This window comes from Streptomyces sp. CY-1, assembly GCF_047218265.1.
Taxonomy (GTDB): domain Bacteria; phylum Actinomycetota; class Actinomycetes; order Streptomycetales; family Streptomycetaceae; genus Streptomyces; species Streptomyces niphimycinicus.
Genome location: NZ_CP178393.1, coordinates 3,119,974 through 3,142,865, shown reverse-complemented (window position 1 = coordinate 3,142,865; position 22,892 = coordinate 3,119,974). Strand labels below are relative to the sequence as shown.

The window sequence follows — 22,892 nt, the reverse complement described above, 5'->3', positions numbered from 1 at the left end:
CGAACGTCCCCGCTTTACGGTTCCTTGACCTGCGTCCGACTTCCGTCAAGACCTGCCCCGCCGCGGTCCGCCCGACGGACTGGCCCGGCCGCCCGAGGGCGGTGCTGCTGACGGCTTTTGCCGCCCCGGCAAACCCCGTTGGGGATCCTTCGGGTGCCGATCGATTCTGCGGGCTGATCCCGTCAGGGAGGCCGACCCGTCAGAAAGGCACCCACCCATGCATGTCTTCGTCACCGGCGCGAGCGGCTACATCGGCGGCACCGTCGCCGTCCGCCTGCTCCGAGCAGGCCACCACGTCAGTGGGCTGACCCGCGACCCGGCCAAGGCCGGGCAGCTCGCCCGGCTGGGCGTCGAGCCGGTGGTGGGTTCGCTCGACGACGCGGACCTCCTCGCGGCGCGGGCCCGCCGCGCCGACGCCGTGGTCAACGCGGCCGACAGCGACCACCGCGCGGCCGTGGAGACGCTCATCGCCGCCCTGGCCGGATCGGGTAAGGCGCTGATCCACACCAGCGGCTCCAGCACGGTCGGCACCGGCACGGAGGGCGAGGCGTCGGAGGCGATCCACGGCGAGGACGTCCTGGACCCGGGATCGCGCTGGGAGCCCGACCACCCCATCCGCGCGGCCCGGGTCGCCATTGACCGCCTGGTGCTCGGCGCGGCCGAGCGGGGGGTGCGGTCGGCGGTGCTGTGCGACAGCCTGATCTACGGGCACGGGCGGGGCCCGGGCCGGGACAGCGTCCTGATCGCCGCACTGATCCGGCAGGCCCGCGCCGGGGGCGTGGTCCGCCATGTCGGCCCCGGCCGCAACATCTGGTCAACCGTCCATGTCGACGACGTCGCCGACCTCTACCTCCTCGCGCTGGAGAAGACGCCTCCGGGCGCCTTCTACTTCGTGGAGAACGGAGAGGAGTCCTTCGGCGCGATCGCCGAGGCCATCGCCCGCTCCCTCGGACTGCCCGGCCCCCGCCCCTGGGACCCCGACGCGCCGGACAACGTCTGGGACCCCCAGTTCGCCCGGCACGCTCTGGGCTCCAACAGCCGCGTACGGGCGGGCCGCGCCCGCGCGCTACTCGGTTGGGACCCGCGACACCGCTCGATCACGGACTGGATCCTCCGCGAGCTGCACTGACCGATCGGGACGGCGGCGCACGGTGGCCGCCGTCACGCCGATCACGCACACCGCCATGCCCGCGAGGGCGGTCCACCCGGGCGCGTCCCCGAACATCGCGTAGGCCCACACCAGCGTGGTCGGGGGCGTGAGATAGATCAGCGCGCTGGTGCCGGTGACGCCGTTGCGGCGCAGGCTCAGCCAGTAGAAGCCGTAGCCGCCGACCGTGGAGAGCAGCACCGTCCACGCCACCGCGGCCCAGAAGCCCCCGCCCGCCGGGGGTGCGGCATGGCCTCCGACGAGGGCGACCCCGGTGAACAGCACGGCGCTGACCAGGCAGTGGAGCGGTATGGCGTCCACGGGGGCGAGCGGCGCCCGCGCCCTGCGTTCGAGGAAGCTCGCGGCCAGCAGTGCCGCCATGGCGGCGAAGGGCAGTCCGTACGCCCAGGTCGGCGCTGCGGTCGGGCCCGCGGACAGATCGCCCTGGACGACGAGCGCGACCCCGCCGAGCCCGATGGCCAGCCCCGCCCACTGGCGCGGGCTGACCGTCTCCCCGAGCAGCCGCCCGGCCAGCGCGCCCGCCGCGAGCGGCTGCAACGCGGCGATCAGCGCGGCGGTGCCGGACGGCACGCCGAGTCCGACCGCCCAGACGATCCCGCCGAGATAGCCGCCCTGCGAGAGCGCCCCGATCGCGGCCTGCTCGGTCAGGGCGCGCGGGCGCAGCCTGCGGCGTCTGAACAGCGCCCAGGCGCCCCCCAAGATCGCCGCCGCGGCGAGGAAGCGCCACATCAGCAGGGTGTCGGCGGGGGCCTCCCGGGTGCCGAGCTCCGCTCCGATGAAGCCGGAGCTCCACATCACGACGAGGCCGATGGCGGTGACTGCGGCGCTGACGGGCATGGGACGTCCTCGTTCTGGTTGGGGTCTGCTCCGGGTATACCGATCTGTTTACTCCCTCATCCACTAGACTAAACAGATCGGTATACAGGTCAACCCCGACCCGGAGGTGATCACGGCATGGAAGCGCCTACGGCAGTGCTCACCCCCGCCGCGCGCCGCATCCTCGACGCCGCGGCCGAGCTGTTCTACGGGCAGGGGATCAACGCGGTCGGCGTGGATCTGATCGCCAAGCGCTCCGGCGTCACCAAGAAGACGCTGTACGACCGCTTCGGCTCCAAGGAGGCCCTGGTCGCCGCGTATCTGCGGGAGCGCGATGAGCGGTGGCGGACGTGGCTCACCGCCGAGGTCGAGAAGTCGCCCCCGGCGGACCGCGCCCTGGCCACGTTCGACGCGCTCGCGCTATGGGTGGCCCGCGAGAACCCCCGTGGCTGCGGTTTCGTGAACGCGGCGGCCGAACTGCCGGACGCCGCCCATCCGGCCCGCCAGGTGATCGCCGACCAGAAGCGATGGCTGCGCGGATATCTGCGGCAACTGTGCGAGGAGGCGGGCGTGCCGGCCCCCGACGAGCTGGCGGACGAACTGCTGCTGCTCCACGAGGGCGCGACCGTGCTGAACGGGCTCTCGGTGGTCGCCGACGCGGTCGGCATCGCGCGGCGGCTGGCCGTGCAAGCGCTGGAGCGGGCCCGGCTCTGACCCGGGTCTGTGAAGCGCCTAGTCGAACAGTCCAGCCTGTTCAGTTTGGACTGGACAGGCTGGACTGAAGAAATTACCGTGAGGGGCATGGCAGAGACCCCTCGCGGCATGTCCGCGTCCGCCGTGCGCGCCGCGCATGAGATCCGTGTGGTGATCGGCCGACTGCGGCGGCGGTTCAGGGAGACGTACGACAACGAGGGGCTCACCCCCTCGCAGACGTCCGTGCTCAGCAGGCTCAGCAAGGAGGGCCCCGCCTCGACCAGCGCCCTGGCGGCGGCCGAGCGCGTACGGCCGCAGTCGATGGCGGCCACGCTCGCCGTGCTGGAGGAGCGCGGGCTGATCCAGCGGCGCCCCGATCCCCATGACGGGCGGCGGCAGTTGGTCTCGACGAGCGACACCGGCAGCGCGTATTTGGACGACAAGCGGCGGGCCGGCGAGGAATGGCTCGCGCAGGCCCTGGAGACCGGCTATACGGAAGCGGAACGGGAGACCATCCTCGAGGCGCTGGCCCTGCTGGACCAGCTCAGCCGCGCATGATCGAGCGGCTCACCCGACGCAGGACCAGAACCACCGCGCGGGGCTCCTTCGACCGTAAGCTCCTCGCGCCGATGATGCTGGGTTCGATCTTGAACCCGGTCAACTCCTCCATCATCTCCGTGTCGTTGGTGCCGATCGGCGCCGCGTTCGGGGCGCCGCCGGCGCAGACGGCCTGGCTGGTCTCCGCGCTCTATCTGGCCACCGCGATAGGGCAGCCGGTCGTGGGCCGGCTGATCGATCTCTACGGGCCGCGCCGCCTCTTCCTCGCCGGGGCGACGCTGACCGGGATCGCCGGGCTGATCGGTCTGCTGGCCCCGAACATGGGGGCGCTGATCGTCTCGCGGGTGGTGCTCGGGTTCGGCACCTGCGCGGGCTATCCGGCGGCGATGTCCCTCATCCGCAGCGAGGCCCGGCGGACCGGCCAGGACAGCCCCGCCGGGATCCTCGCCACGCTCGCGGTCGCGAGCCAGACCGTCGCGGTCATCGGACCACCCCTGGGCGGAGTGCTGATCGGGCTGGGCGGCTGGCGCAGCACGTTCGCCGTCAACATCCCCCTCGCGGCGGCCGGTCTGCTCCTCGGCGTCCGGCGGCTGCCCAAGGCGCCCCGGGAGGCGCGGGCGGCGAAGGAGATCCGGCTGGATCTGCCGGGTATGGCGCTGTTCGCCGCGATGCTCGTCTCGCTGCTGCTCTTCCTGATGCAGCCCCGGGCCGACCGCTGGTATCTGCCCGTGCTGATGGTGGTGGCGGCGGCCGGGTTCGCGGTGCGGGAGCTGCGGGTGGCGGAGCCGTTCATCGATCTGCGGGTGTTCGGCGGCAACACACCCCTGCTGCTCACCTACGCCCGCGCCCTCCTCGTCTCCGTCGTCTCGTACGTCTTCCTGTACGGCTACACCCAGTGGCTCCAGGACGGCCGGGGGCTGACGGCCTCCCAGGCGGGCCTCGCCCAACTGCCGATGTTCCTCACCGGGATCGCGGTGTCCACCCTCACCGGCCGCCGCACCGCCGTACGCGGCAAGCTGCTCGTGGGCGCCGTGGCGCAGATCGCCGGCTGCTCCCTGCTGCTTCTGCTCCAGCCGCACAGCGCGACAGGGCTGCTGATCACCGTCGCGCTCGTCTTCGGCGTACCGCAGGGGCTGATCAACCTCGCCCTCCAGAACGCGGTGTACCACCAGGCCGATCCGGAGCGGATGGGCGCCTCGGCGGGGCTGCTCCGTACCTTCCTCTACCTCGGCGCGATGGTCGCCTCCAGCGCCAACGGCGCCTTCTTCGGCGCCCGCGCCGACACCGGCGGGCTGCACGGCCTGGCCTGGTTCATGCTCGCCGTCACCGGCCTGTTCCTCGCGCTGACGGCCGTGGACCGCTCGCTGGGCCGTATCGGATCCGACGCTTCCTCTTCCGCTCGACAACCGCAGCAGCGAAAGGCTTGATGAACGTGAACAACACGGCTCTGCTCGTGATGGACGTCCAAGAGGGCATCGTGGCCCGGGTCCAGGACCCCGACTATGTGCCGCGTGTGAGCCGGGCGATCGACGCCGCCCGCAGTGCCGGAATCCCCGTCGTGTACGTCGTCATCGGCTTCCGGTCCGGCCGTCCCGAGGCGTCGGCCCGCAACAAGGTGTTCACCACCCTGCCGCCGGGTCTCTACACCGAGGACGACCCCAAGATCGCCATCCACGAGGGTGTCACGCCCCGGCCGGACGAGGTCGTGGTCACCAAGCGGCGGGTCAGCGCCTTTACCGGCAGTGACCTGGATGTGGTGCTGCGGTCCGGGGACATCACCCACCTCGTCCTGACCGGTGTCGCGACCAGCGGCGTCGTCCTGTCCACGCTGCGGCAGGCCGCCGACCTCGACTTCCGGCTCACGGTGCTGTCCGACGCCTGCTACGACCCGGACCCGGAGATCCACCGGCTGCTCATCGAGAAGGTGTTCCCGTCGCAGGCCGAGATCACGACGGTGCGGGAGTGGGCCGGGGCGGTGGGCTGAGCGACGGGGGGCCGAGCGGTTCGGCCCGGTGCGGCGCCGTCTCGCGCCAGTGGCTCATGAGGTCGGTTCGTCTCCGGTCAACATGGCGAGCAGGGGGTGGGGTGCGTTCTCGCCGGACATGAGGTCGTGGAGGCGGTCGGCTTCGGTGGCTTCCCCGGCGCCGCGGGGGAACATGGCCTGCTCGTATGCGGTGAGCGCGGCCTCGATGTCGTCGGGGTACGCGGCGAGGGCCGTGCCGAGTTCGGCGCCGTCCTGCATGGCCAGGTTGGCGCCTTCGCCGTTCGGGGCCGCGAGGTGGGCGGCGTCGCCGACCAGGGTCACCCCCGGCACCCGGTCCCAGCGGTGCCCGACCGGCAGCGTGTGGTGGGGGCGCAGGACCGGCGCGGTGTCGCTGTCGGTGATCAGCGCGGTGAGTTCCGGCGCCCAGCCGTCCAACTCCCGCGCTATCCGCGCGGTTGCCGCGGCGGGGTCGGTGAAGTCGATGGCGGCGAACCAGTCCAGCGGCACGGGCAGCACCAGGTAGGTGTGGAGGGTCTCGCCGCTCTCCCGGTGAGCCCCGATCCACTTTCCGTTCCCGCCCGGTTCGATCGCGAACATCGATCCGCCGCCGACCGCCTTCGCGGCGGCCGGGTGCCGGGTTTCGGCGTCGAACAGGTAGGTCTCGACGAACGACCGGCCGACGTATTCGGGTGTGGCGTCGGAGAGCAGCGGCCGGACCCGTGACCATGCGCCGTCCGCGCCGACCAGCAGGCTGGTGGCGATGGTGCGGCCGTCGGCGAAGGTCACCTCGTGGCGGCCCTCGCCGAGGGCGCGGGTGCCGCTGACCTTGTGGCCCCACCGGACGGTCCCGGCCGGGAGGGAGTCGAGCAGGATCTGCCGCAGTTCGCCGCGCTGCACTTCGGGGCGTCCGCCCGTGCCGTCGTCGGCCTTGTCGAGCAGGACGGTCCCGTCCCGGTCGAGGACCCGCATGGCCTGGCGGCCCTCCAGGACGATGGCGTGGAACTCGTCCATCAGGCCGGCCGCCCGCAGGGCCAGTTGGCCGTTGTAGTCGTGGATGTCGAGCATCCCGCCCTGTGCGCGAGCCATCGGCGAGGGCTCCGCCTCGTAGACGGTGGCCGGGATGCCGTGGACGTGCAGGACGCGGGCCAGGGTGAGGCCGCCGAGTCCGGCGCCGATGATCGTGACGGGAGTGCGCATCGTGACTCCTTCGGGATCGAGGCCGCCTCCGCCCGGTGAGGGAGCCCTCGGGCAGACCTCTCTGGTACGCCGTTCCAAGTTGGTATGGCGTTCCAATGTTGGAACAACGCTCCAGGCATGTCAAAATCGCGGCATGGCAACGCGGACGCGCCGGTCACAGCGGCGCACAGAGGCGCTATCCCGGGAGCGCATCGTCGAGGCCGCCGTCGAGCTGCTCGACGCGGCCGGTGAGGGCGGGCTGACGTTCCGGGCGCTGACCGAGCGCCTCGCCACGGGGCCCGGGGCGATCTATTGGCATGTGGCGAACAAGAGCGAGCTGCTCGACGCCGTGACCGACGCCGTCGTCGCCGCCGCTCTGGCCATTGAGCCCGCCGCGTCCGCCGCGTCCGTTGAGTCCGCCGAGCCTGCCAAGTCTCCGGACTCGCCGCAGGAGAAGATCCGCGCTGTCGCGCTCGGCCTGTTCGACGCGATCGACGAACACCCTTGGCTCGCCGCACAGCTCACCGCGCAGCTCTCCCGCAGCCCCTGGGGGCCGGTGACGCCGCGGATCCTCGAAAGTGTCGGCCGGCAGGTCAGTGCGCTGGGCGTGCCCGAGGGCAGCCAGTTCACGGCGGCCTCCGCGTTGGTGCACTACATCCTCGGCGCGGCCGGCCAGAACGCCGCGAACGGCCGCGATCTCGCGCCCGACGTGGACCGTGGCGAGTTCCTCGGCGCCGCGTCGAGGGCGTGGCAAGAGCTCGACCCCGACGACTATCCGTTCACCCGGGCCGTCGCGGAGCAGATGCGCGAGCACGACGACCGCGAGCAGTTCCTCGCCGGGATCGATCTCGTCCTTACCGGCATCACCGCACTCCACCTGTCCAGGGGGTAGGCGGGCACCTCACCCGTGAGCCGAGCGGGGTGAGGTGGCTCTGGGTCCGGGGTGGCCGGGCGGCGGCGTCAGCGGGGCCAGATCGGCGGGTTGGTGCAGAACGCGCCGCCGAGGTTCTCGTGGTCGGGGTTGCCCGGTTCCAGCTCGCCCTGTTCGGCGATCAGCTTCGCGGCGTACGGCTCGGAGTCGTCCCGGGGCTCGTAGCCCAGGGCGCGGGCCGGGGAGAGGTCCCACCACAGGCGGGTGTTGGCCGAGCTGCCGTAAACCGCGGTGTAGCCCACGTTCTCCGCCGTAAGGGCGGCGTGGAGCAGCCGGGCGCCGTCCGCCGGGCTCATCCAGATCGACAGCATGCGGACGTTCGTCGGCTCGGGGAAGCAGGAGCCGATGCGGATCGCGACCGTTTCGATGCCGTACTTGTCCCAGTAGAACGAGGCCAGGTCCTCGCCGAACGACTTCGACAGCCCGTAGAAGGTGTCGGGGCGGCGCGGGGTGTCGAGCGGGATGAGCGGATCGTCCCCGACCGGACGCGGGGTGAAGCCCACGGCGTGGTTGCTGGAGGCGAAGACGACGCGGCGGACGCCCGCCTCGCGGGCCGCCTCGTACATGTTGTACGTGCCCTCGATATTGGCCCGCAGGATCTTCTCGAATGGGGCTTCCAGGGAGATGCCCGCGAGATGGATGATCGCGTCGACGCCCCGCGCGGCCTCGCGCAGGGCGTCCCGGTCGGACAGATCCGCGGTGATCGCGTCCGGCTCGCCCTCGATGGGGAGCTGGTCGAGCAGCCGCAACTGGTATCCGTACGGCGGCAGCAGCTCGCGCATCAACGTGCCCATGCCGCCTGCGGCGCCGGTGAGGAGGACGGTGCGGGGAGCGGGCATGGGCGGATCTCCTCCGTGGGGGAATCACATATGGGGTTTTTATATGTGGTTTTTATTCATGTATGCGATTCGGATTCATGGCCACCGTAAGGATCGGCGCGTGGGCCGTCAAGGGTGGCGCGGTGCCGCGGAATTCACCGCCGGGTGAGGGGTGTCACCCCGTTGGCACCCTTGACCGGTGACCGATGGCTGCCTTACGGTGAGCGTGTTCACGAATGTAGATGACGATCAGAAACGTGCACACTGCGTCGGTGGGTGACGGCGGGTCGGTGTACACGACAGGGAGAAGCCCGTGACCTCAGCTTCACTCGCCGAGCGCCTTGACGGACTGCTGTTCTTCCCCGTGACCGCCTACGGTCCCGATGGCGCCCTGGACCTGGAGATCTACCGCGCGCATGTCCGCGCCGGGATCGAAGCGGGGGCGGGCGCCGTCTTCGCGTGCTGCGGCACGGGCGAGTTCCACGCCCTGACGCCCGAGGAGTTCCACGACTGCGTGGTGGCCGCCGTGGAGGAGTCCGCCGGGCGGGTCCCGGTGGTCGCGGGCGCCGGGTACGGGACCGCGCTGGCGATCCAGTACGCCAAGCTGGCCGAGCGGGCCGGTGCGGACGGACTGCTCGCCATGCCGCCGTATCTGGTCGTGGCCGATCAGGAGGGGCTGATCCGCCACTACAGCGCCCTCGCGGGCGCGACCGACCTCGACATCATCGTCTATCAGCGGGACAACGCCGTCCTGGCCCCGGAGTCGGTGGCCCGGCTCGCCAAGGTGCCCGGCATCATCGGCCTCAAGGACGGCCTCGGCGACCTCGACCTGATGCAGCGCATCGTCAGCGCGGTGCGGGCGGGCGCCCCCGACGAGGACTTCCGCTACTTCAACGGGCTGCCGACGGCCGAGCTGACCGGCCTCGCCTACCGCGGCATCGGCGTGACGCTCTACTCCTCCGCCGTCTTCTGCTTCGTTCCCGAGATCGCCCTCGCCTTCCACAAGGCGCTCATGACGGGCGACGACGAAACCGTCAACAAGCTGCTCGACGGCTTCTACCGGCCGCTGGTCGAGCTGCGCAACCAGGGCCGCGGCTATGCTGTGTCGCTGGTCAAGGCGGGCGTGCGGCTGCGCGGGCTGGACGTCGGCGAGGTGCGGCCGCCGCTGAGCGAGCCCAGCCCCGCCCATGTCAAGGAGCTGGCCGAGCTGATCGAGCGCGGTATGGCCCTGGTCGGGGACGGAGACGGGGACGGGGAGGCGCGGTGAGAGCCTCCGCCTTCCTCTACCCCTGGGACGTCGTCGGAGACCCGGACGCCGCGCGCCGCATCGCCGATCTCGGCGTCCAGCAGGTGACGCTGGCCTCCGCCTACCACTCCACCCGGGCCCTGACCCCGCGTCACCCCGGCCACCGCATCGTCACCGCCCGCCACGCGGCCGTGCTCTACCCGCCGGACGCCGAGCGCTGGCAGGGGCGCGAGCTGCGCCCGTACGAGCAGTCGTGGGTGCCCGGCGACGACCCGTACGGTGAGGCGGCGGCCGCCCTGGCCGACGCGGGTCTCGAGGTCCACGCCTGGGTGGTGCTCGCGCACAACACCCGGCTGGGCGAGGAGCATCCGCGGATCTCCGTGCGCAACGCCTATGGCGACCGCTACCCGTGGGCGCCGTGCATCGCCCGCCCCGAGGTGCGCGCCTATCTGGTGGACCTGGCCGCCGAGGCGGCCGTACGGCCCGGCACCCGCGGCACCGAGCTGGAGTCCTGCGGCTGGTACGGGCTCGCCCATCTGCACGCCCACGACAAGATCGGCGGGGTGCCGCTGGGCGGCGCCGGCCAGTATCTGATGTCGCTGTGCTTCTGCGAGAGCTGCGGCGCGGGCTATGCGGAACTCGGGGCCGACGCCGAGGAGCTGCGCCAGGCGGTCGTGCGCGCCCTGCGGCCGGTGTGGACGGGTGAGACGACCGCGGACGGCGGTGACCGCGCGGGGGAGTGGGCCGAGGTCGAGAAGCTGCTCGGCGCCGACCACGCCGCGCTCTTCGCGACCTGGCGCGACCGGGTCGCCGGCAGTCTGCGGGGTGAGGTCGTGGCCGCCGTAAGGAGCGCGGCGGAAGCGGACTTCCGGGTTCTGCTGCACGCCGACCCGGCCCCGCACCGGCTCGGCGCCAACGTCGGCGTGGACCCGGCCGATGTGCTGGCCCAGGCCGACGGGGTCGTGCTGCCCTGCACAGGGGGCGAGGCAGCGCGCTCCGCGGTCCTGCCGCCGTTCGTCCCGCACCGGACCGAACGGACCGTGCTCGCCGCCAACTTCACGGTGGTGACGGGGATGGGCGGCAGCCCGGCGACGCTGGCCGAGGACGCGGCCCACGCGGTGGAGCTGGGCGCGGACGAACTCCGCCTGTACCACGCGGGTCTGGCCTCGGACCAGGATCTCGCGGCCGTCCGCACGGTCCTGGCCGAACTGGGCTGAGCCTGGGCCTGGGCGGAGCTGAGCTGAGCCTGAGCTGAGCTGGGGCCCCGGGCCGGGCTGAGCCTGGGCCGAGCTCGGCCCAGGCCGGGCGGACACGCCTGCGCACCGCCCTCACCGCCCACCCCCACCCGGCGGAAGCCGAGGCGCCCGAGCGCAGGGCGTAGGGGCGGCGGACCGTCCGTGGGTCTTGGCGCCGTCGGTCCCGGGCGGCGGCGCCCACCCCGCGTCCCGCATCACCCGTTCCACCGTCTCCGCCAGCGCGCTCGCCGCCGGGATCACCGTCTCGCCCCCGCCCGGCAGCAGGTCCAGCGGCCGGTACCAGTCGCGCATCTCCGGCTTGCCGTACTCGTCCGCCTGCGGCTTCATGGCGTGCCGCCGCAGCGTCTCGGCGAACGGGACATCGAGGTAGTAGGCGTGGCTGCGGCCCAGGTGGTCGCGGCACAGGGCGTCCAGCATCGGGCCGTAGTGCGCGGCGTGGAGGATGCCCTCGACGACGACGTGGAAGCCGTGGTCGAGGGCGTAGCGGGCCACGGTGTCGATGAGGCCGATGTTCGCCGCGTCCGGGGTGTCCCGCTCCCGCAGCACGACCCGGCGCAAATTGTCCTGGCCCACCAGCGCGAGGCCGCGTCCGTAGCGGGCGCGCAGCCCGGCGGCGACGGAGGACTTGCCGGACGCGGAGTTGCCGCGCAGCACGATCAGCCGCGTCGTCGCGGAACCCACCCTCATCCGGGCCACGCTAGCGGCGTCGGGGGCGAGTCGCGGGGCGTGTGCGGGCGATTGCCCGCCGTGCGCGAATTTCGCCGGAACCGTTGACGAACCCCCGGGGCCGCCCTAACTTCATCGCGTCGTACTTCATACGTCATATATGAGACGCGATATGTGAGATCTGAGAGCAGCCATGGACATCGCCCCGAGCCCGATCCCCTCCCGCACCCAGTACGTGCTGGAGGCGGTCAAGCACGCGATCCTCACCGGGCGGCTGCGCCCCGGGCAGGCACTGGTGGAGGCCGAGTTGGCCGCGCAGTTCGGGGTGTCCAAGACGCCCGTACGGGAGGCGCTCAAGACTCTCGCGGGGCGGGGGCTCGTGGTGATGAGCGAGTACAAGGGGGCCACCGTCCGGACCGTGGACACCGCGATGGCGCACGCCGTCTACGATGTGCGGCTGCTCCTGGAGCCCGAGGCGCTGCGCCGGACCGTCGCCGCGCGGGCCGGGCTGGAGGCCGCCGGGGCCGCGCTGGAGCGGTCGGACGCGGCCGACGACCCCGCCGGGCGGTCGCTGGCCAACCGCGACTTCCACCGGGCGCTCTATCTGCCCTGCGGCAACCCCCTGCTGACCCGGATGCTCGACGAACTGCGGGACCAGGCCGCGCTGGTGTCCGCCGTCGCCTGGCAGGCGGTGCCCTCCTGGGAACAGGAGGCCGTTGAGCACCGGGAGATCCTGGCCCGCGCGCTCGACGGCGACGCCGACGGGGCGGGCCGCGCCCTGCACGACCACATCGCCTCCTTCGTCCGGCGCGCCTTCCCGGACCGGGAGCGTCCGGAAGGGGATTCCCAGGCCGGGGAGTTCCCGGACCGGGAGTAGCACCCGGCGGTTCCGGTCGCCGACCCCAGCACCATCCGAACAGCCCGCCCGATGCCGAACATCGAGAGAAAGGGTTCGTATGGACTACTCACCGCTGAGGACGGCGCTCGCGGATGTCGTGGCGATCCCGGTGACTCCGTACGACGCCGACGGCGGCGTGGACCGCACCGCCTACCGCGCCCTGCTGCGCCGGCTCCTCGACGGCGGGGTCAAGGCCGTCACCCCGAACGGCAACACCGGTGAGTTCTACGCCCTCACCCTCGAAGAGCGTCGGCTGGTCACCGAGTTGACCGTCGAGGAGGCCGCCGGGCGGGCCGCCGTCCTCGTCGGCGTCGGCCATGACGCGGCCACCGCCGTCGAGGCGGCCCGCCACGCCCGCGCGGCCGGGGCCGACATGGTGATGGTCCATCAGCCGGTGCATCCCTACGTCGCCCAGGACGGCTGGATCGACTACCACCGCACCATCGCCGAGGCCGTCCCCGAGCTGGGCGTGGTGCCGTATCTGCGCAATCCGCTGATCGAGGGCGCGGCGATCGCCCGGCTCGGCGAGGACTGCCCGCAGGTCATCGGGGTCAAGTACGCGGTCCACGACGCCACCCGCTTCGCGGCCGTGGCGCGCGACGCCGGGCTGGACCGGTTCGTCTGGGTGGCCGGGCTCGCCGAGCTGTACGCGCCCTCGTACTGGGCGGTCGGCGCCACCGGCTTCACCTCGGGCCTGGTCAATGTGGCCCCCAATGTCTCGCTCAACATGCTGGGCGCGCTGCGCGCGGGGGACTATCCGGGCGCGATGAAGGTGTGGGAACAGATCCGGCGCTTCGAGGACCTCAGGGCCGAGCGGCAGTCCGCCAACAACGTCACGGTCGTCAAGGAAGCGCTTGCCGCGATGGGGCTGTGCCGCCGCGATGTGCGCGCCCCGAGCAAGCCGCTGCCCGAGCCGAGGCGCGCGGAAGTCGCCGCGATCGTCGAGGGGTGGTCGGTGTGAGTACGCGACGGAGCACCCGCAAGCGCCCCGAGGAACTGCGCAGCCACCAGTGGTACGGCACCGAGGGCTTGCGTTCCTTCAGCCACCGGGCCCGCACCCGCCAGCTCGGCTATCTCCCCGAGGAGCACCTGGGCAAGCCGGTCATCGCGATCCTCAACACCTGGAGCGACATCAACCCGTGCCACGTCCACTTGCGCGACCGCGCCCAGGCGGTCAAGCGCGGAGTCTGGCAGGCGGGCGGCTTCCCCCTGGAGTTCCCGGTCTCCACGCTCTCCGAGACCTTCCAGAAGCCCACCCCCATGCTCTACCGCAACCTCCTCGCCATGGAGACCGAGGAGCTCTGCCGCTCCTATCCGGTCGACGGCGCCGTGCTGCTGGGCGGCTGCGACAAGTCCACCCCGGCGCTGCTGATGGGCGCGGCCAGTGCCGACCTTCCGGCGGTCTTCGTCCCGGCCGGGCCGATGCTGCCGGGGCATTGGCGCGATGAGGTGCTGGGCTCGGGCACCGATATGTGGAAGTACTGGGACGACAAGCGGGCCGGGCTGATCGGCGACTGCGAGATGTCCGAGCTGGAGCGGGGGCTGGCCCGTTCGCCCGGCCACTGCATGACGATGGGCACCGCCTCCACGCTGACGGCCGCCGCCGAGGCGCTGGGTGTGACCGTCCCCGGCGCCTCGTCCATCCCGGCCGTGGACTCCGGGCACGACCGGATGGCCGCCGCCTCCGGACTGCGCGTGGTCGAGCTGGTGCGGCAGGACCTCAGGCTCTCGGAGATCCTCACCCGGGAGGCGTACGAGGACGCGGTCGCGACCGTGCTCGCCCTCGGCGGCTCCACCAACGCGGTGATCCATCTGATCGCGATGGCGGGCCGGTCCGGGGTGCGGCTGACCCTCGACGACTTCGACCGCATCGCTCGTACGGTCCCCGTGCTGGCCGATCTGCGGCCCGGCGGCCGGTATCTGATGGAGGACTTCCACTTCGCCGGCGGGCTCCCGGGCTTTCTCTCCCGCCTTACGGACGTGCTGCACCTGGACCGCCCCACCGTCGCCCACCCCACGCTGCGCGAACAGCTCGACGGCGCCCTGGTGCACAACCCCGAGGTGATCCGGCCCCGCGACCATCCGCTGGCCGAGGAGGGCGGAGTGGCCGTGCTGCGCGGCAATCTGTGCCCCGACGGAGCGGTCATCAAGCACATCGCGGCCGAGCCCCGGCTGCTGAAACACACCGGCCCCGCCGTGGTCTTCGACGACTACAGGACGATGCAGGCCACCATCGACGACCCCGGTCTCGGCATCACCGAGGACAGTGTGCTGGTGCTGCGCAACGCCGGTCCGCTCGGCGGCCCCGGAATGCCGGAGTACGGGATGCTGCCGATCCCCGACCATCTGCTCAAGCAGGGGGTGCGGGACATGGTGCGGATCTCCGACGCCCGGATGAGCGGCACCAGTTACGGGGCCTGTGTGCTGCATATCGCGCCCGAGTCGTATGTGGGCGGCCCGCTCGCCCTCGTCCGCGACGGCGATCGGATCACCCTGGACGTGGCGGCGCGGGTGCTGCGGCTGGAGGTGGACGACGCCGAGCTGGCGCGGCGCCGGGCGGTGTGGACGGCCCCGCCGCCCCGTTACGAGCGCGGCTACGGCGCGCTCTACCAGGAGCAGATGACCCAGGCGGACACCGGCTGCGACTTCCGCTTCCTGGCCCGCCCCGGGGCGGTGCCCGAACCCTACGCGGGCTGACGCCTCCTCTTCGGCGCCAAATTTTTTTGTACGAGATACCGAACGACATTCGGTAAGCGCTTCACGGAAGCGCTTCACCGTCCCGTACACCGTCGACTCCGAGAACGGAGAAGCAGTCATGGCCGACGCCGTGGCGAAACCGCCCCGGGTCACCCGGCGCCGTACCGGAGGACCGGCCCGCCGCCTCCCGTATCTGCTGATCGCCCCCGCCGGGCTGCTGATGCTGGGCTTCATCGCCTATCCGATGCTCAGCGTCCTCTACTACAGCCTGCGGAACTACAACGTCACCAAGCCCTGGCGGAACGGCTACGCGGGCTTCGGCAACTTCACCCGGATCCTCACCGACGACCCGCAGTTCTGGGACACGCTCGTCTTCAGCGGCAAATGGGTCGTCACCGAGGTGCTGTTGCAGCTCCTGCTCGGCCTCGCGCTCGCCCTGCTGGTCCACCAGACCTTCCTCGGCCGCGGCCTCGCCCGCGCCCTGGTCTTCTCGCCCTGGGCCGTGTCCGGAGTGCTGACCACCACCATCTGGATGCTGCTCTACAACCCCTCGACCGGCATCAGCCGCTATCTCGCGGACGCCGGGATCGGCACGTACGGCACCTCGGTGCTCTCCGACACCGGAACCGTCTTCTGGGCCGCCGTCGTCGCCGAACTCTGGCGCGGCGTCCCGTTCTTCGCGATCCTCATCCTCGCCGACCTCCAGTCCATCCCCCAGGACCTCTACGAGGCGGCCTCGGTCGACGGCGCGGGCCGGGCGCGGCGGTTCCTCCACATCACCCTGCCGCATCTGAAGGACGCGATCATCCTGGCCACGCTGCTGCGCGGCGTCTGGGAGTTCAACAACGTCGATCTGCTCTACACCCTCACCGGCGGCGGACCGGCCGGGGAGACCACCACCCTTCCGCTGTACGTCGCCAACACCGGGATCAACGGCCATGACTTCGGCTACGCCTCCGCGCTGACCACCGTCGCCTTCGTGATCCTCCTCTTCTGCTCGATCCTCTATCTGCGCCTGAGCAAGTTCGGAGGCGAGACCAAGTGACCGCCGCACTCGCCGAGCAGGGCACCCGGCCCGCCCCCGCGGCCACCCCGCCGCCCACCGCCCGGGGGAGGCGCCGGCGCGGGCTCGACCAGGGCGTACCGCGCTGGCAGATCTATCTGCCGCTGTGCCTGTATCTGCTGTTCACCCTCGTCCCCTTCTACTGGATGCTGCTGTTCGCACTGCGCCCCGCGGGCTCGAACGCGCTGGTGCCCTGGCCGATCACCGGTGAGCACTTCCAGAAGGTGTGGAACGAGCGCAGCTTCGGGATCTTCTTCCAGAACAGCATGATCGTCGGCATCGCCTCGCTGGTGATGACGACGGCGGTCGCGCTGGCCGGCGGCTACGCCCTCGCCCGCTTCGACTTCCGTGCCAAAAAGGGCTTCATGCTGGCGCTGCTGGCCTCGCAGTTCATCCCGGGCGCGCTGATGCTGGTGCCGCTCTTCGAGATCTTCAAGAACCTCCAGATGATCAACTCGCTGGGGAGCGTGGTCATCGCGGAGACCGTCTTCCAGCTCCCCCTGTCGATCATCCTCATCAGCGGCTTCATCAAGAACGTGCCGGTGTCGCTCGAGGAACAGGCGTGGGTCGACGGCTGCGGCCGCTTCCGGGCCTTCTGCGCGGTGGTGCTGCCGCTGCTGCGCCCCGGGCTGATCGCGGTCGGCTCCTTCGCCTTCGTCCACAACTGGAACCACTTCCTGTTCGCGCTGATGTTTCTCAGCTCCCAGGACAAACAGACCATCCCGGTCGGCCTCAACACCCTCATCGGCGCCGACAGCGTCGACCTGGGCGCGCTCGCGGCGGGCGGGGTGATCGCCGCGGTGCCGGTCGTCATCGTCTTCGCCTTCATCCAGAAATGGCTGATCACCGGCCTCAGCGCGGGGGCGGTCAAGGGCTGACCGAAACGGTCGGCGGCACAACGTATGCGGACAAGGAGGTCCGAGCATGGGCATGGCGCACCCCCCGGGACGAGGGGAAGCCCCGGCCGAGGAACCGATACCCGTCGTCCTCGCGGGCGCCCGCGGCCACGGCCGCTGGCATCTGGACAACATCCGGCGGCTGACCGCCGGGGGAAAGGTCCGGCTCGCCGGGGTGTGCGAACTTCGGCCGCTCACCCGTGAGGAGCTGGGCGACGGGCTCGGCGAGCCCGAGCAATCCGCCGACCTGGCCGGACTCGTGGCCCGGACCGGCGCCCGGATCGCCGTCATCTGCACCCCGATCCACACCCACGCCGACCTCGCCCTCACCGCCGCCGAACGCGGTGCCCACCTTCTGCTGGAGAAGCCGCCCACACCCTCGTACGCCGAATTCGCCCGGATGAGCGAAGGACTGCGCCGCTACGGAACCGTCTGCCAGATCGGCTTCCAGTCGCACGGCTCCCACGCCCTGCCCGCCATCCGGAACCTCGTCGCCGACGGCCGCATAGGGGCGATCCGCGGCATCGGTGCCGCCGGGGCATGGGCCCGTGACGAGGACTACTACGCCCGCGCCCCCTGGGCCGGACACCGCACCCTCGACGGCCGCGACGTCGTCGACGGCGTCCTCACCAACCCCCTCGCCCACGCCGTCGCCACCGCCCTGCACCTCGGCGGCGCCGACCGGGCCGAGGACGTGGCCGGTATCGAGCTGGAGCTGTACCGGGCCAACGCCATCGAGGCCGACGACACCTCCTGCGTACGCGTCCGCACCAGCCGCGGCATCACCGTCGCCGCCGCCGTCACCCTCTGCGCGGAGGAGCCCGGCGAGCCGTATGTCGTCATCCACGGCGACCGGGGCCGGATCACCTTCTGGTACAAGCTGGACCGGGTCCGCGTCGAACGCGACGGAGCGTCGCCCGAGACCACCGACCACGCGCGCACCGATCTGCTGGACAACCTCGTCGCCCATCTGCGCCACGGCACCGAACTGCTCGTCCCACCGGACCGCACCGGCGCGTTCATGCGCGTCGTCGAGGCGGTCCGCACCGCCCCCGCACCGGTCCCGCTGCCCGCCGACGCCTGGCGCACCGAGCCCGGTGCGGGCGTCACCCCGCGAGCCGCCAACCGGCGCGTGGTGACCGGCATCGACCGACTGGTCACCGCCGGCGCCGAGCGCCTCGCCCTGTACTCGGAACTGCGCGCCCCCTGGGCCGCACGCCCCGCGGAGGTCCCGCACCCATGACACCCCTGACCCCCTCCAACCCGCTGACCCCCTCCCTCACCCGCCGTCCCCCCTGCACCGTGCTGCGCCATGAGAACCGGGTCGTCGGGTCGTATGCGCACCGTCCCCGACTGCCCGGCATGCGCGCGCCGCGCCCGTATCTGCACCCCGTACGCACCCTCGGCGGCGTCACCGTCACCGGGCTGCGGCCCACCGAGGACCCGGCCCACCTGGGTGTGTCCATGGCGATCCCGGAGGTGGCGGGACACGACTTCGGGGGCGGCCAGGGCCGCCTGGACCACCAGGGGAGCCAGCGTCATCTGAGCTGGCTGCTGCGCGACCCCGATGGCTTCGTGGAGGAGCTGTCATGGGCGGTCGGCGGGCGGCAACTGCTGCTGGAGCGGCGCACGGTGGCCGTACGGGCCCTGGGAACGGCGTGCTGGGCGCTGGACTTCACCTCCGCCCTCACCAATGTGACGGGCCAGGAGCTGGCCCTCGGCGGGACGGGCCACGGAGGCGGCTTCTTCTGGCGCGTCCCGCGCGGCCCCGAGCCCGCACAGGTCTTCAGCGCCGACGGCGAGGGCGCGGCGGCGGTGCACGGACGGCCCGCGGACTGGCTGGCGCTGGCCACCGACGCGTGGACGCTGGTCTTCGCGGGCGCGACCGGCGACACCCGGGCCGACCCGTGGTGTGTGCGCACCGGGGAACACCCGGGCGTCGGCTCGGCCCTCGCCTCGGACCGCCCACTGCCCCTGGCCCCCGCGGACACGGTCACCCGACGCGTAGTCACCGCGATAACCGACGGCCGCCTGACCCGCCCGGAGGCAGCCCGCATAGCGAGCCACCTCTCGGACAAGGGCGCGGCCGTATGAGCGGGGTTGTGGGCAATCGTGACTCCCCCAGCTACCGCTGGGAGGTGCCCCCGGCGGAACGGGTGGGCACAACCCGACCCGCACAGGGCCACCGCCCTCAGCCACGACGGCGCACCCCTCAACGACCAGCAACCGCCAGCGACGCCACAAGGAGACGGACGCACACCATGACCCCACGCACCCGCAGAGCACCCCACACCGCAACCGCCCTGGCGGCATTGCTCACCCTGACGGCCACCGCTTGCGGCGACAACGGCTCGACCACCGGCGAGGAGGGCTCCGGTAAGGGCACCATCACCTTCTGGGACAACAACGGCGGCCCCCGCACCAAGGTCTGGAAGCGGATCATCACCAAGTTCGAGGACAAGTACCCCGACATCACGGTCAAGTACGTCCCGATCCCGATCACCAATGTGCAGTCGAAGTACGACACCGCCATCCAGAGCGGCGGCGACAGCCTGCCCGACGTCGGCGGCGTGGGCACCGCGTATCTGGCCAATCTGGTCGCCCAGGGCGCCCTCGACCCCGTGACCGACCGCATCGACGACAGCGGCCTCAAGGGCAAGCTGATCAAGAACATGGTCGACAGCGTCCGCGCGGCCGGCGGGGAGGGCAAGGAGCTGTACTCCGTCCCGACCTCCGCCAACCAGGGCACCCTCTGGTACCGCACCGACCTCTTCAAGGCGGCGAAGCTGCCGGCGCCGGACAGTTGGGAGAGGTTCTACAAGGCCGCCGACGAGCTGACCGACCAGGGCGGGAACAAGTTCGGCTTCACCCTGCGCGGCGGCGCGGGCTCGATCGCCCAGGCGCTGGACATGATGTACGCCCAGTCCGGCATCGCGTCCTTCTGGGACGGCGACAGGACCACCCTCAACGACCCCAGGAACGTCGCGGCGCTGGAGAAGTACATCGCCCTCTTCAAGAAGGTCACGCCCGCCGCGGACCTCAACAACGACTTCGCCAAGATGGTCGCCCAGTTCGACCAGGGCGACATCGGGATGCTTCAGCACAACCTGGGCAGCTATGTCGACCACGTACGGCTGCTCGGCAAGGAGAAGATCGCGGGCATACCGCTGCCGCCCTCCCGGGCCGGGGTACCGCGCACCATCGTCTCCAACCCGGTCGACGGCCTCGGGCTGTTCAAGGCGAGCAGGAACAAGGCGGCGGCCTGGAAGTTCATCGAGTTCGCGGCCTCGCCGGAGATGAACAGCCTCTGGAACGAGGACGTCGGCGCGATCCCCGCCAACGTCGGCGCCGCGGACGACGACTGGATTGCCGAGGCCCCGCCGACCAAGGCCGCGCTGGAGTCGCTCAACGATCCGCGGACCAAGGTCGTCCAGTTGCCGTACTACCTCCCGGACTGGAACGACATCAGCAAGGCCGACAACGAGCCCGGCTTCCAGAAGGTGCTGCTCGGCCGGATGACCGCCAAGGCGTTCTGCGACAAGGTCGCGGACGAGCTCAACGCGGCACAGGCGGACTGGAAGAAGCACCAGGGTTAGCCGCGCCCGATCACCACATCGCTCCACGGGCCCTCGGCCCTCGGGCCCGGGGGCCCTATGAACCCCGTGTATACCTCAGGTGTATAGTGCTCGCAGTTTATGCGGCCAACAGTACCCATTTCCATGCCTGTTGGCCGCATTGCGATCACTCATGGCAACAAAAGGACTGCGGGGATATCAATGGGGCGAAAAGGTCGAATATCCGGACTGCTCGTGAGTGCCGTCTGTCTGACACTGGGCATCACCGGCTGTGGCGCGTCCTACGACACCACCTCGCCGCGCAGCGCCCGGGAGCACGCGGTGAAGGACGCCGGGCACGCGACACCGGCCGCCTCGAAGCCGGACGTGCTGAAGAAGGGCGACGGGACGAACGGCTCGGTCGACTGCTCCCGCGCCAAATGCGTCGCCCTCACCTTCGACGCGGGCCCCAGCGAGAACACGCCCCGGCTGCTGAAGATCCTCAAGCGGGAGAAGGCCCATGCGACCTTCTTCATGCTCGGCAAGAAGCACATCGAGAAACACCCCGACCTGGTGCGCCGCATCGCGGACGAGGGGCATGAGCTGGCCAACCACACCTGGTCGCACAAGATCCTGACCAAGACCGACGACGACGGGGTCCGTTCGGAGATCAACCGGGTCCAGAGCGCCGTCAAGAAGCTCACCGGCCGTACGCCGCTGCTGATGCGGCCGCCGCAGGGGCGTACCGACGAGCGGGTCTCCAAGATCTGCAAGAAGCTGGGCGTGGCGCAGGTGCTGTGGAGCGTGACGGCGAAGGACTATCAGACGACCGACTCCGCGCTGATCGAGAAGCGGGTGATGGAGCAGACGAAGCGCGACGGGATCATCCTGCTGCACGACATCTACAAGGGCACGGTGCCGGCGGTGCCGGGGATCCTGGCGAAGCTGAAGAAGGATGGCTATACGGTGGTGACGGTCTCCCAGCTCCTGGCCCCGGCCACCCCGGAACCGGGCAAGGTCTATCGCCCATGAGCCAACAGACCAACAGGACCTTCCGTTTCCGAACATCCTCGGCCACAAAACGATCAAGACTTGTCGCAAGCTATCGCGAGGCGATCGGAATTTCGTAATCTAAGAATCCTCGGGTGCCCGGCAACCTAATCTGGACTGGCGGCAACTACGACATGGGACAGGCCGGTCCGGATCCTCCGGCCCGTTCTCTCGACGCGGAACAGGAGTTGCCATGGGGCTGAGGCGTAAGCGGGGCCGCCACCGTCGCCGCAAGGACCGCACGCTGCCGTTGGGCAGCGCGGTGATCGTGGCGTCGGCCGTGGCCGGGGTGTATCTGACGGCTTCGCCGGACGGCGCGAGCGCCGTGCCCACCACCGTGTATGTGGCCACCAATGGCAGCGACGGCGACAGCGGCACCCTCAAGTCCCCCTACCGAAGCCTCGAGAAGGCGATATCGGCCGCCAAGGCGGGCACCACCATCGAGGTGCGCGGGGGCACGTACTACCCCGCCAGGACGCTGCGCAGCTCCGTCAGCGGCACCCCCCGCGAGCGCGTCCAACTGCGGTCCTACGGGGCGGAGAAGGTCCGGCTCGACGGCTCCCGGCTCGGCGAGGGCTCCTCCCTGGTCTCCCTCAGCGCCGACTACTGGACGGTCTCCGGGATCGAGCTGCGCAACGCCCCGGGCGGCGGCCTGGTCTGCACCTCCTGTGCGCGAAACGTCTTCCAGAACCTCAGCACCCACGGCAACGGCGACACCGGACTCACCCTCCGCGGCGATGACACCAACGGCAATGTCATCCGGAACCTGGACTCCTACGGCAACCACGACGACGCCACCGGCGGCCAGAGAGCCGACGGCATGGCCCTCACCCACGGCTCCGGCACCGGCAACGTGGTCACCGGATCCCGGCTGTTCCGCAACAGCGACGACGGCCTCGACCTGTGGATGTGGGGGAGCCCCGTCACCATCGAGCACTCCTGGGCCTTCGAGAACGGCCGGAACCGCTGGCACATCCCCTACTTCAAGGGCGACGGCAGCGGCTTCCAGCTCGGCGCCAGCCGCCGCGGTGCCCCCTCGCCCGCCCATGTCGTACGGACCTCCGCCGCCTGGGCCAACACCAAGAGCGGCTTCGAGGCGGGCGGCAACACCGGAGCCCTCCGCCTCCAGCGCACCACCGCCTTCGACAACTGGGACAAGGGCTACTCCTTCGCCGGCTCCCGCGCCCTCCTGACCCGCAACCTCGCGGTCTCCAACGGCCGCGGCAGCGCCGACACCGGAGTCCTCGCCGCCTCCCGGGACAACAACTGGACGCCGGGCGGCCCGGCCACCCCGCCGCTGGTCACCACCGACCCCACCACGGCCCTCGGCCCCCGGCGGCAGGACGGCTCCCTCCCGGTCACCAGCTTCCTCGTCGTCATGGACCGCACCGAGATCGGCTCGACGATGAACTGAAACCCCGG

General features: G+C 71.2%; 22 protein-coding genes. 18 read left to right on the top strand and 4 right to left on the bottom strand.

The annotated features are described in order from the left end of the window. Positions 1-217 precede the first annotated feature (217 nt). Positions 218-1,129, top strand: coding sequence for an NAD-dependent epimerase/dehydratase family protein (locus tag ACK1X7_RS13525; protein ID WP_385158273.1), 912 nt, complete (start codon positions 218-220; stop codon positions 1,127-1,129). Here ACK1X7_RS13525 and ACK1X7_RS13520 read toward each other — a convergent pair. Beyond that, complete coding sequence (locus ACK1X7_RS13520; RefSeq protein ID WP_413115123.1) at positions 1,067-2,005, bottom strand: DMT family transporter; 939 nt, start codon at positions 2,003-2,005, stop codon at positions 1,067-1,069. The two genes, ACK1X7_RS13525 and ACK1X7_RS13520, sit on opposite strands and share 63 nt — an antisense overlap. A 117-nt stretch (positions 2,006-2,122) precedes the next feature. On the opposite strand from ACK1X7_RS13520, the gene ACK1X7_RS13515 reads away from it, so the two are divergent. The 4 genes from ACK1X7_RS13515 to ACK1X7_RS13500 all read left to right on the top strand — a co-directional run bounded on the left by ACK1X7_RS13515 (position 2,123) and on the right by ACK1X7_RS13500 (position 5,219). After that, on the top strand, positions 2,123-2,698 hold the full coding sequence (locus ACK1X7_RS13515) for a TetR/AcrR family transcriptional regulator (protein ID WP_390792991.1): 576 nt from the start codon (positions 2,123-2,125) through the stop codon (positions 2,696-2,698). A gap of 87 nt (positions 2,699-2,785) precedes the next feature. Continuing rightward, positions 2,786-3,235: a MarR family winged helix-turn-helix transcriptional regulator gene (locus ACK1X7_RS13510; protein WP_385148140.1), complete on the top strand. Its 450-nt coding sequence runs from the start codon at positions 2,786-2,788 to the stop codon at positions 3,233-3,235. Beyond that, a complete protein-coding gene (locus tag ACK1X7_RS13505) occupies positions 3,232-4,662 on the top strand; it encodes an MFS transporter (RefSeq protein WP_385148143.1) in 1,431 nt (476 codons plus the stop codon). Before ACK1X7_RS13510 ends, ACK1X7_RS13505 begins: the two co-directional genes overlap by 4 nt. Positions 4,663-4,667: 5 nt before the next feature. Continuing rightward, entirely contained in the window at positions 4,668-5,219 is a 552-nt protein-coding gene (locus ACK1X7_RS13500; RefSeq protein ID WP_390792992.1) for a cysteine hydrolase family protein, read from the top strand. A gap of 54 nt (positions 5,220-5,273) precedes the next feature. On the opposite strand, the gene ACK1X7_RS13495 is transcribed toward ACK1X7_RS13500, so the two are convergent. After that, a complete protein-coding gene (locus ACK1X7_RS13495; RefSeq protein WP_390792993.1) occupies positions 5,274-6,416 on the bottom strand; it encodes an FAD-dependent oxidoreductase in 1,143 nt (380 codons plus the stop codon). 133 nt (positions 6,417-6,549) lie between these two features. Between ACK1X7_RS13495 and ACK1X7_RS13490 the strand changes: the two genes are divergently transcribed. After that, a complete protein-coding gene (locus tag ACK1X7_RS13490; protein WP_385148152.1) occupies positions 6,550-7,287 on the top strand; it encodes a TetR/AcrR family transcriptional regulator in 738 nt (245 codons plus the stop codon). A 68-nt stretch (positions 7,288-7,355) separates the two neighbouring features. Here ACK1X7_RS13490 and ACK1X7_RS13485 read toward each other — a convergent pair whose 3' ends face one another. After that, a complete protein-coding gene (locus ACK1X7_RS13485) occupies positions 7,356-8,165 on the bottom strand; it encodes an NAD-dependent epimerase/dehydratase family protein (RefSeq protein ID WP_385148155.1) in 810 nt (269 codons plus the stop codon). Positions 8,166-8,457: 292 nt separating this feature from the next. On the opposite strand from ACK1X7_RS13485, the gene ACK1X7_RS13480 reads away from it, so the two are divergent. Together ACK1X7_RS13480 and ACK1X7_RS13475 are read left to right on the top strand one after the other, a co-directional pair. Next, entirely contained in the window at positions 8,458-9,411 is a 954-nt protein-coding gene (locus tag ACK1X7_RS13480; RefSeq protein ID WP_385148158.1) for a 5-dehydro-4-deoxyglucarate dehydratase, read from the top strand. Next, positions 9,408-10,607: a hypothetical protein gene (locus tag ACK1X7_RS13475; protein WP_398159290.1), complete on the top strand. Its 1,200-nt coding sequence runs from the start codon at positions 9,408-9,410 to the stop codon at positions 10,605-10,607. The genes ACK1X7_RS13480 and ACK1X7_RS13475 overlap by 4 nt, the downstream gene beginning before the upstream one ends. Before the next feature lie 111 nt (positions 10,608-10,718). On the opposite strand, the gene ACK1X7_RS13470 is transcribed toward ACK1X7_RS13475, so the two are convergent. Continuing rightward, complete coding sequence (locus ACK1X7_RS13470) at positions 10,719-11,333, bottom strand: kinase (protein WP_413115122.1); 615 nt, start codon at positions 11,331-11,333, stop codon at positions 10,719-10,721. A 172-nt stretch (positions 11,334-11,505) separates the two neighbouring features. On the opposite strand from ACK1X7_RS13470, the gene ACK1X7_RS13465 reads away from it, so the two are divergent. The 10 genes from ACK1X7_RS13465 (at position 11,506) to ACK1X7_RS13420 (ending at position 22,884) form a co-directional block, all read left to right on the top strand. Beyond that, the gene (locus ACK1X7_RS13465) at positions 11,506-12,189 is read left to right on the top strand and encodes a GntR family transcriptional regulator (protein WP_385148165.1); all 684 of its coding nucleotides are present in this window, start codon (positions 11,506-11,508) and stop codon (positions 12,187-12,189) included. Between the two features lie 79 nt (positions 12,190-12,268). Further along, positions 12,269-13,171, top strand: a complete 903-nt coding sequence (locus tag ACK1X7_RS13460; protein WP_385148169.1) for a dihydrodipicolinate synthase family protein — start codon at positions 12,269-12,271, stop codon at positions 13,169-13,171. Continuing rightward, on the top strand, positions 13,168-14,907 hold the full coding sequence (gene araD / locus ACK1X7_RS13455; RefSeq protein ID WP_390792996.1) for an L-arabinonate dehydratase: 1,740 nt from the start codon (positions 13,168-13,170) through the stop codon (positions 14,905-14,907). The genes ACK1X7_RS13460 and araD overlap by 4 nt, the downstream gene beginning before the upstream one ends. A gap of 118 nt (positions 14,908-15,025) precedes the next feature. Beyond that, complete coding sequence (locus ACK1X7_RS13450) at positions 15,026-15,952, top strand: carbohydrate ABC transporter permease (protein ID WP_385148175.1); 927 nt, start codon at positions 15,026-15,028, stop codon at positions 15,950-15,952. Then, on the top strand, positions 15,949-16,848 hold the full coding sequence (locus ACK1X7_RS13445; RefSeq protein WP_390792997.1) for a carbohydrate ABC transporter permease: 900 nt from the start codon (positions 15,949-15,951) through the stop codon (positions 16,846-16,848). The genes ACK1X7_RS13450 and ACK1X7_RS13445 overlap by 4 nt, the downstream gene beginning before the upstream one ends. Positions 16,849-16,894: 46 nt before the next feature. Further along, complete coding sequence (locus ACK1X7_RS13440) at positions 16,895-18,109, top strand: Gfo/Idh/MocA family protein (RefSeq protein ID WP_385148181.1); 1,215 nt, start codon at positions 16,895-16,897, stop codon at positions 18,107-18,109. Next, positions 18,106-18,960: a PmoA family protein gene (locus ACK1X7_RS13435; RefSeq protein ID WP_398159288.1), complete on the top strand. Its 855-nt coding sequence runs from the start codon at positions 18,106-18,108 to the stop codon at positions 18,958-18,960. The genes ACK1X7_RS13440 and ACK1X7_RS13435 overlap by 4 nt, the downstream gene beginning before the upstream one ends. A 167-nt stretch (positions 18,961-19,127) precedes the next feature. Then, complete coding sequence (locus ACK1X7_RS13430; RefSeq protein WP_390793000.1) at positions 19,128-20,462, top strand: ABC transporter substrate-binding protein; 1,335 nt, start codon at positions 19,128-19,130, stop codon at positions 20,460-20,462. A 180-nt stretch (positions 20,463-20,642) separates the two neighbouring features. Beyond that, on the top strand, positions 20,643-21,452 hold the full coding sequence (locus ACK1X7_RS13425; protein WP_385148190.1) for a polysaccharide deacetylase family protein: 810 nt from the start codon (positions 20,643-20,645) through the stop codon (positions 21,450-21,452). A 211-nt stretch (positions 21,453-21,663) separates the two neighbouring features. After that, positions 21,664-22,884 carry a right-handed parallel beta-helix repeat-containing protein gene (locus ACK1X7_RS13420; protein WP_385148193.1) on the top strand — a complete coding sequence of 407 codons (1,221 nt, stop codon included), beginning with the start codon at positions 21,664-21,666 and terminating at the stop codon, positions 22,882-22,884. Positions 22,885-22,892 lie beyond the last annotated feature (8 nt).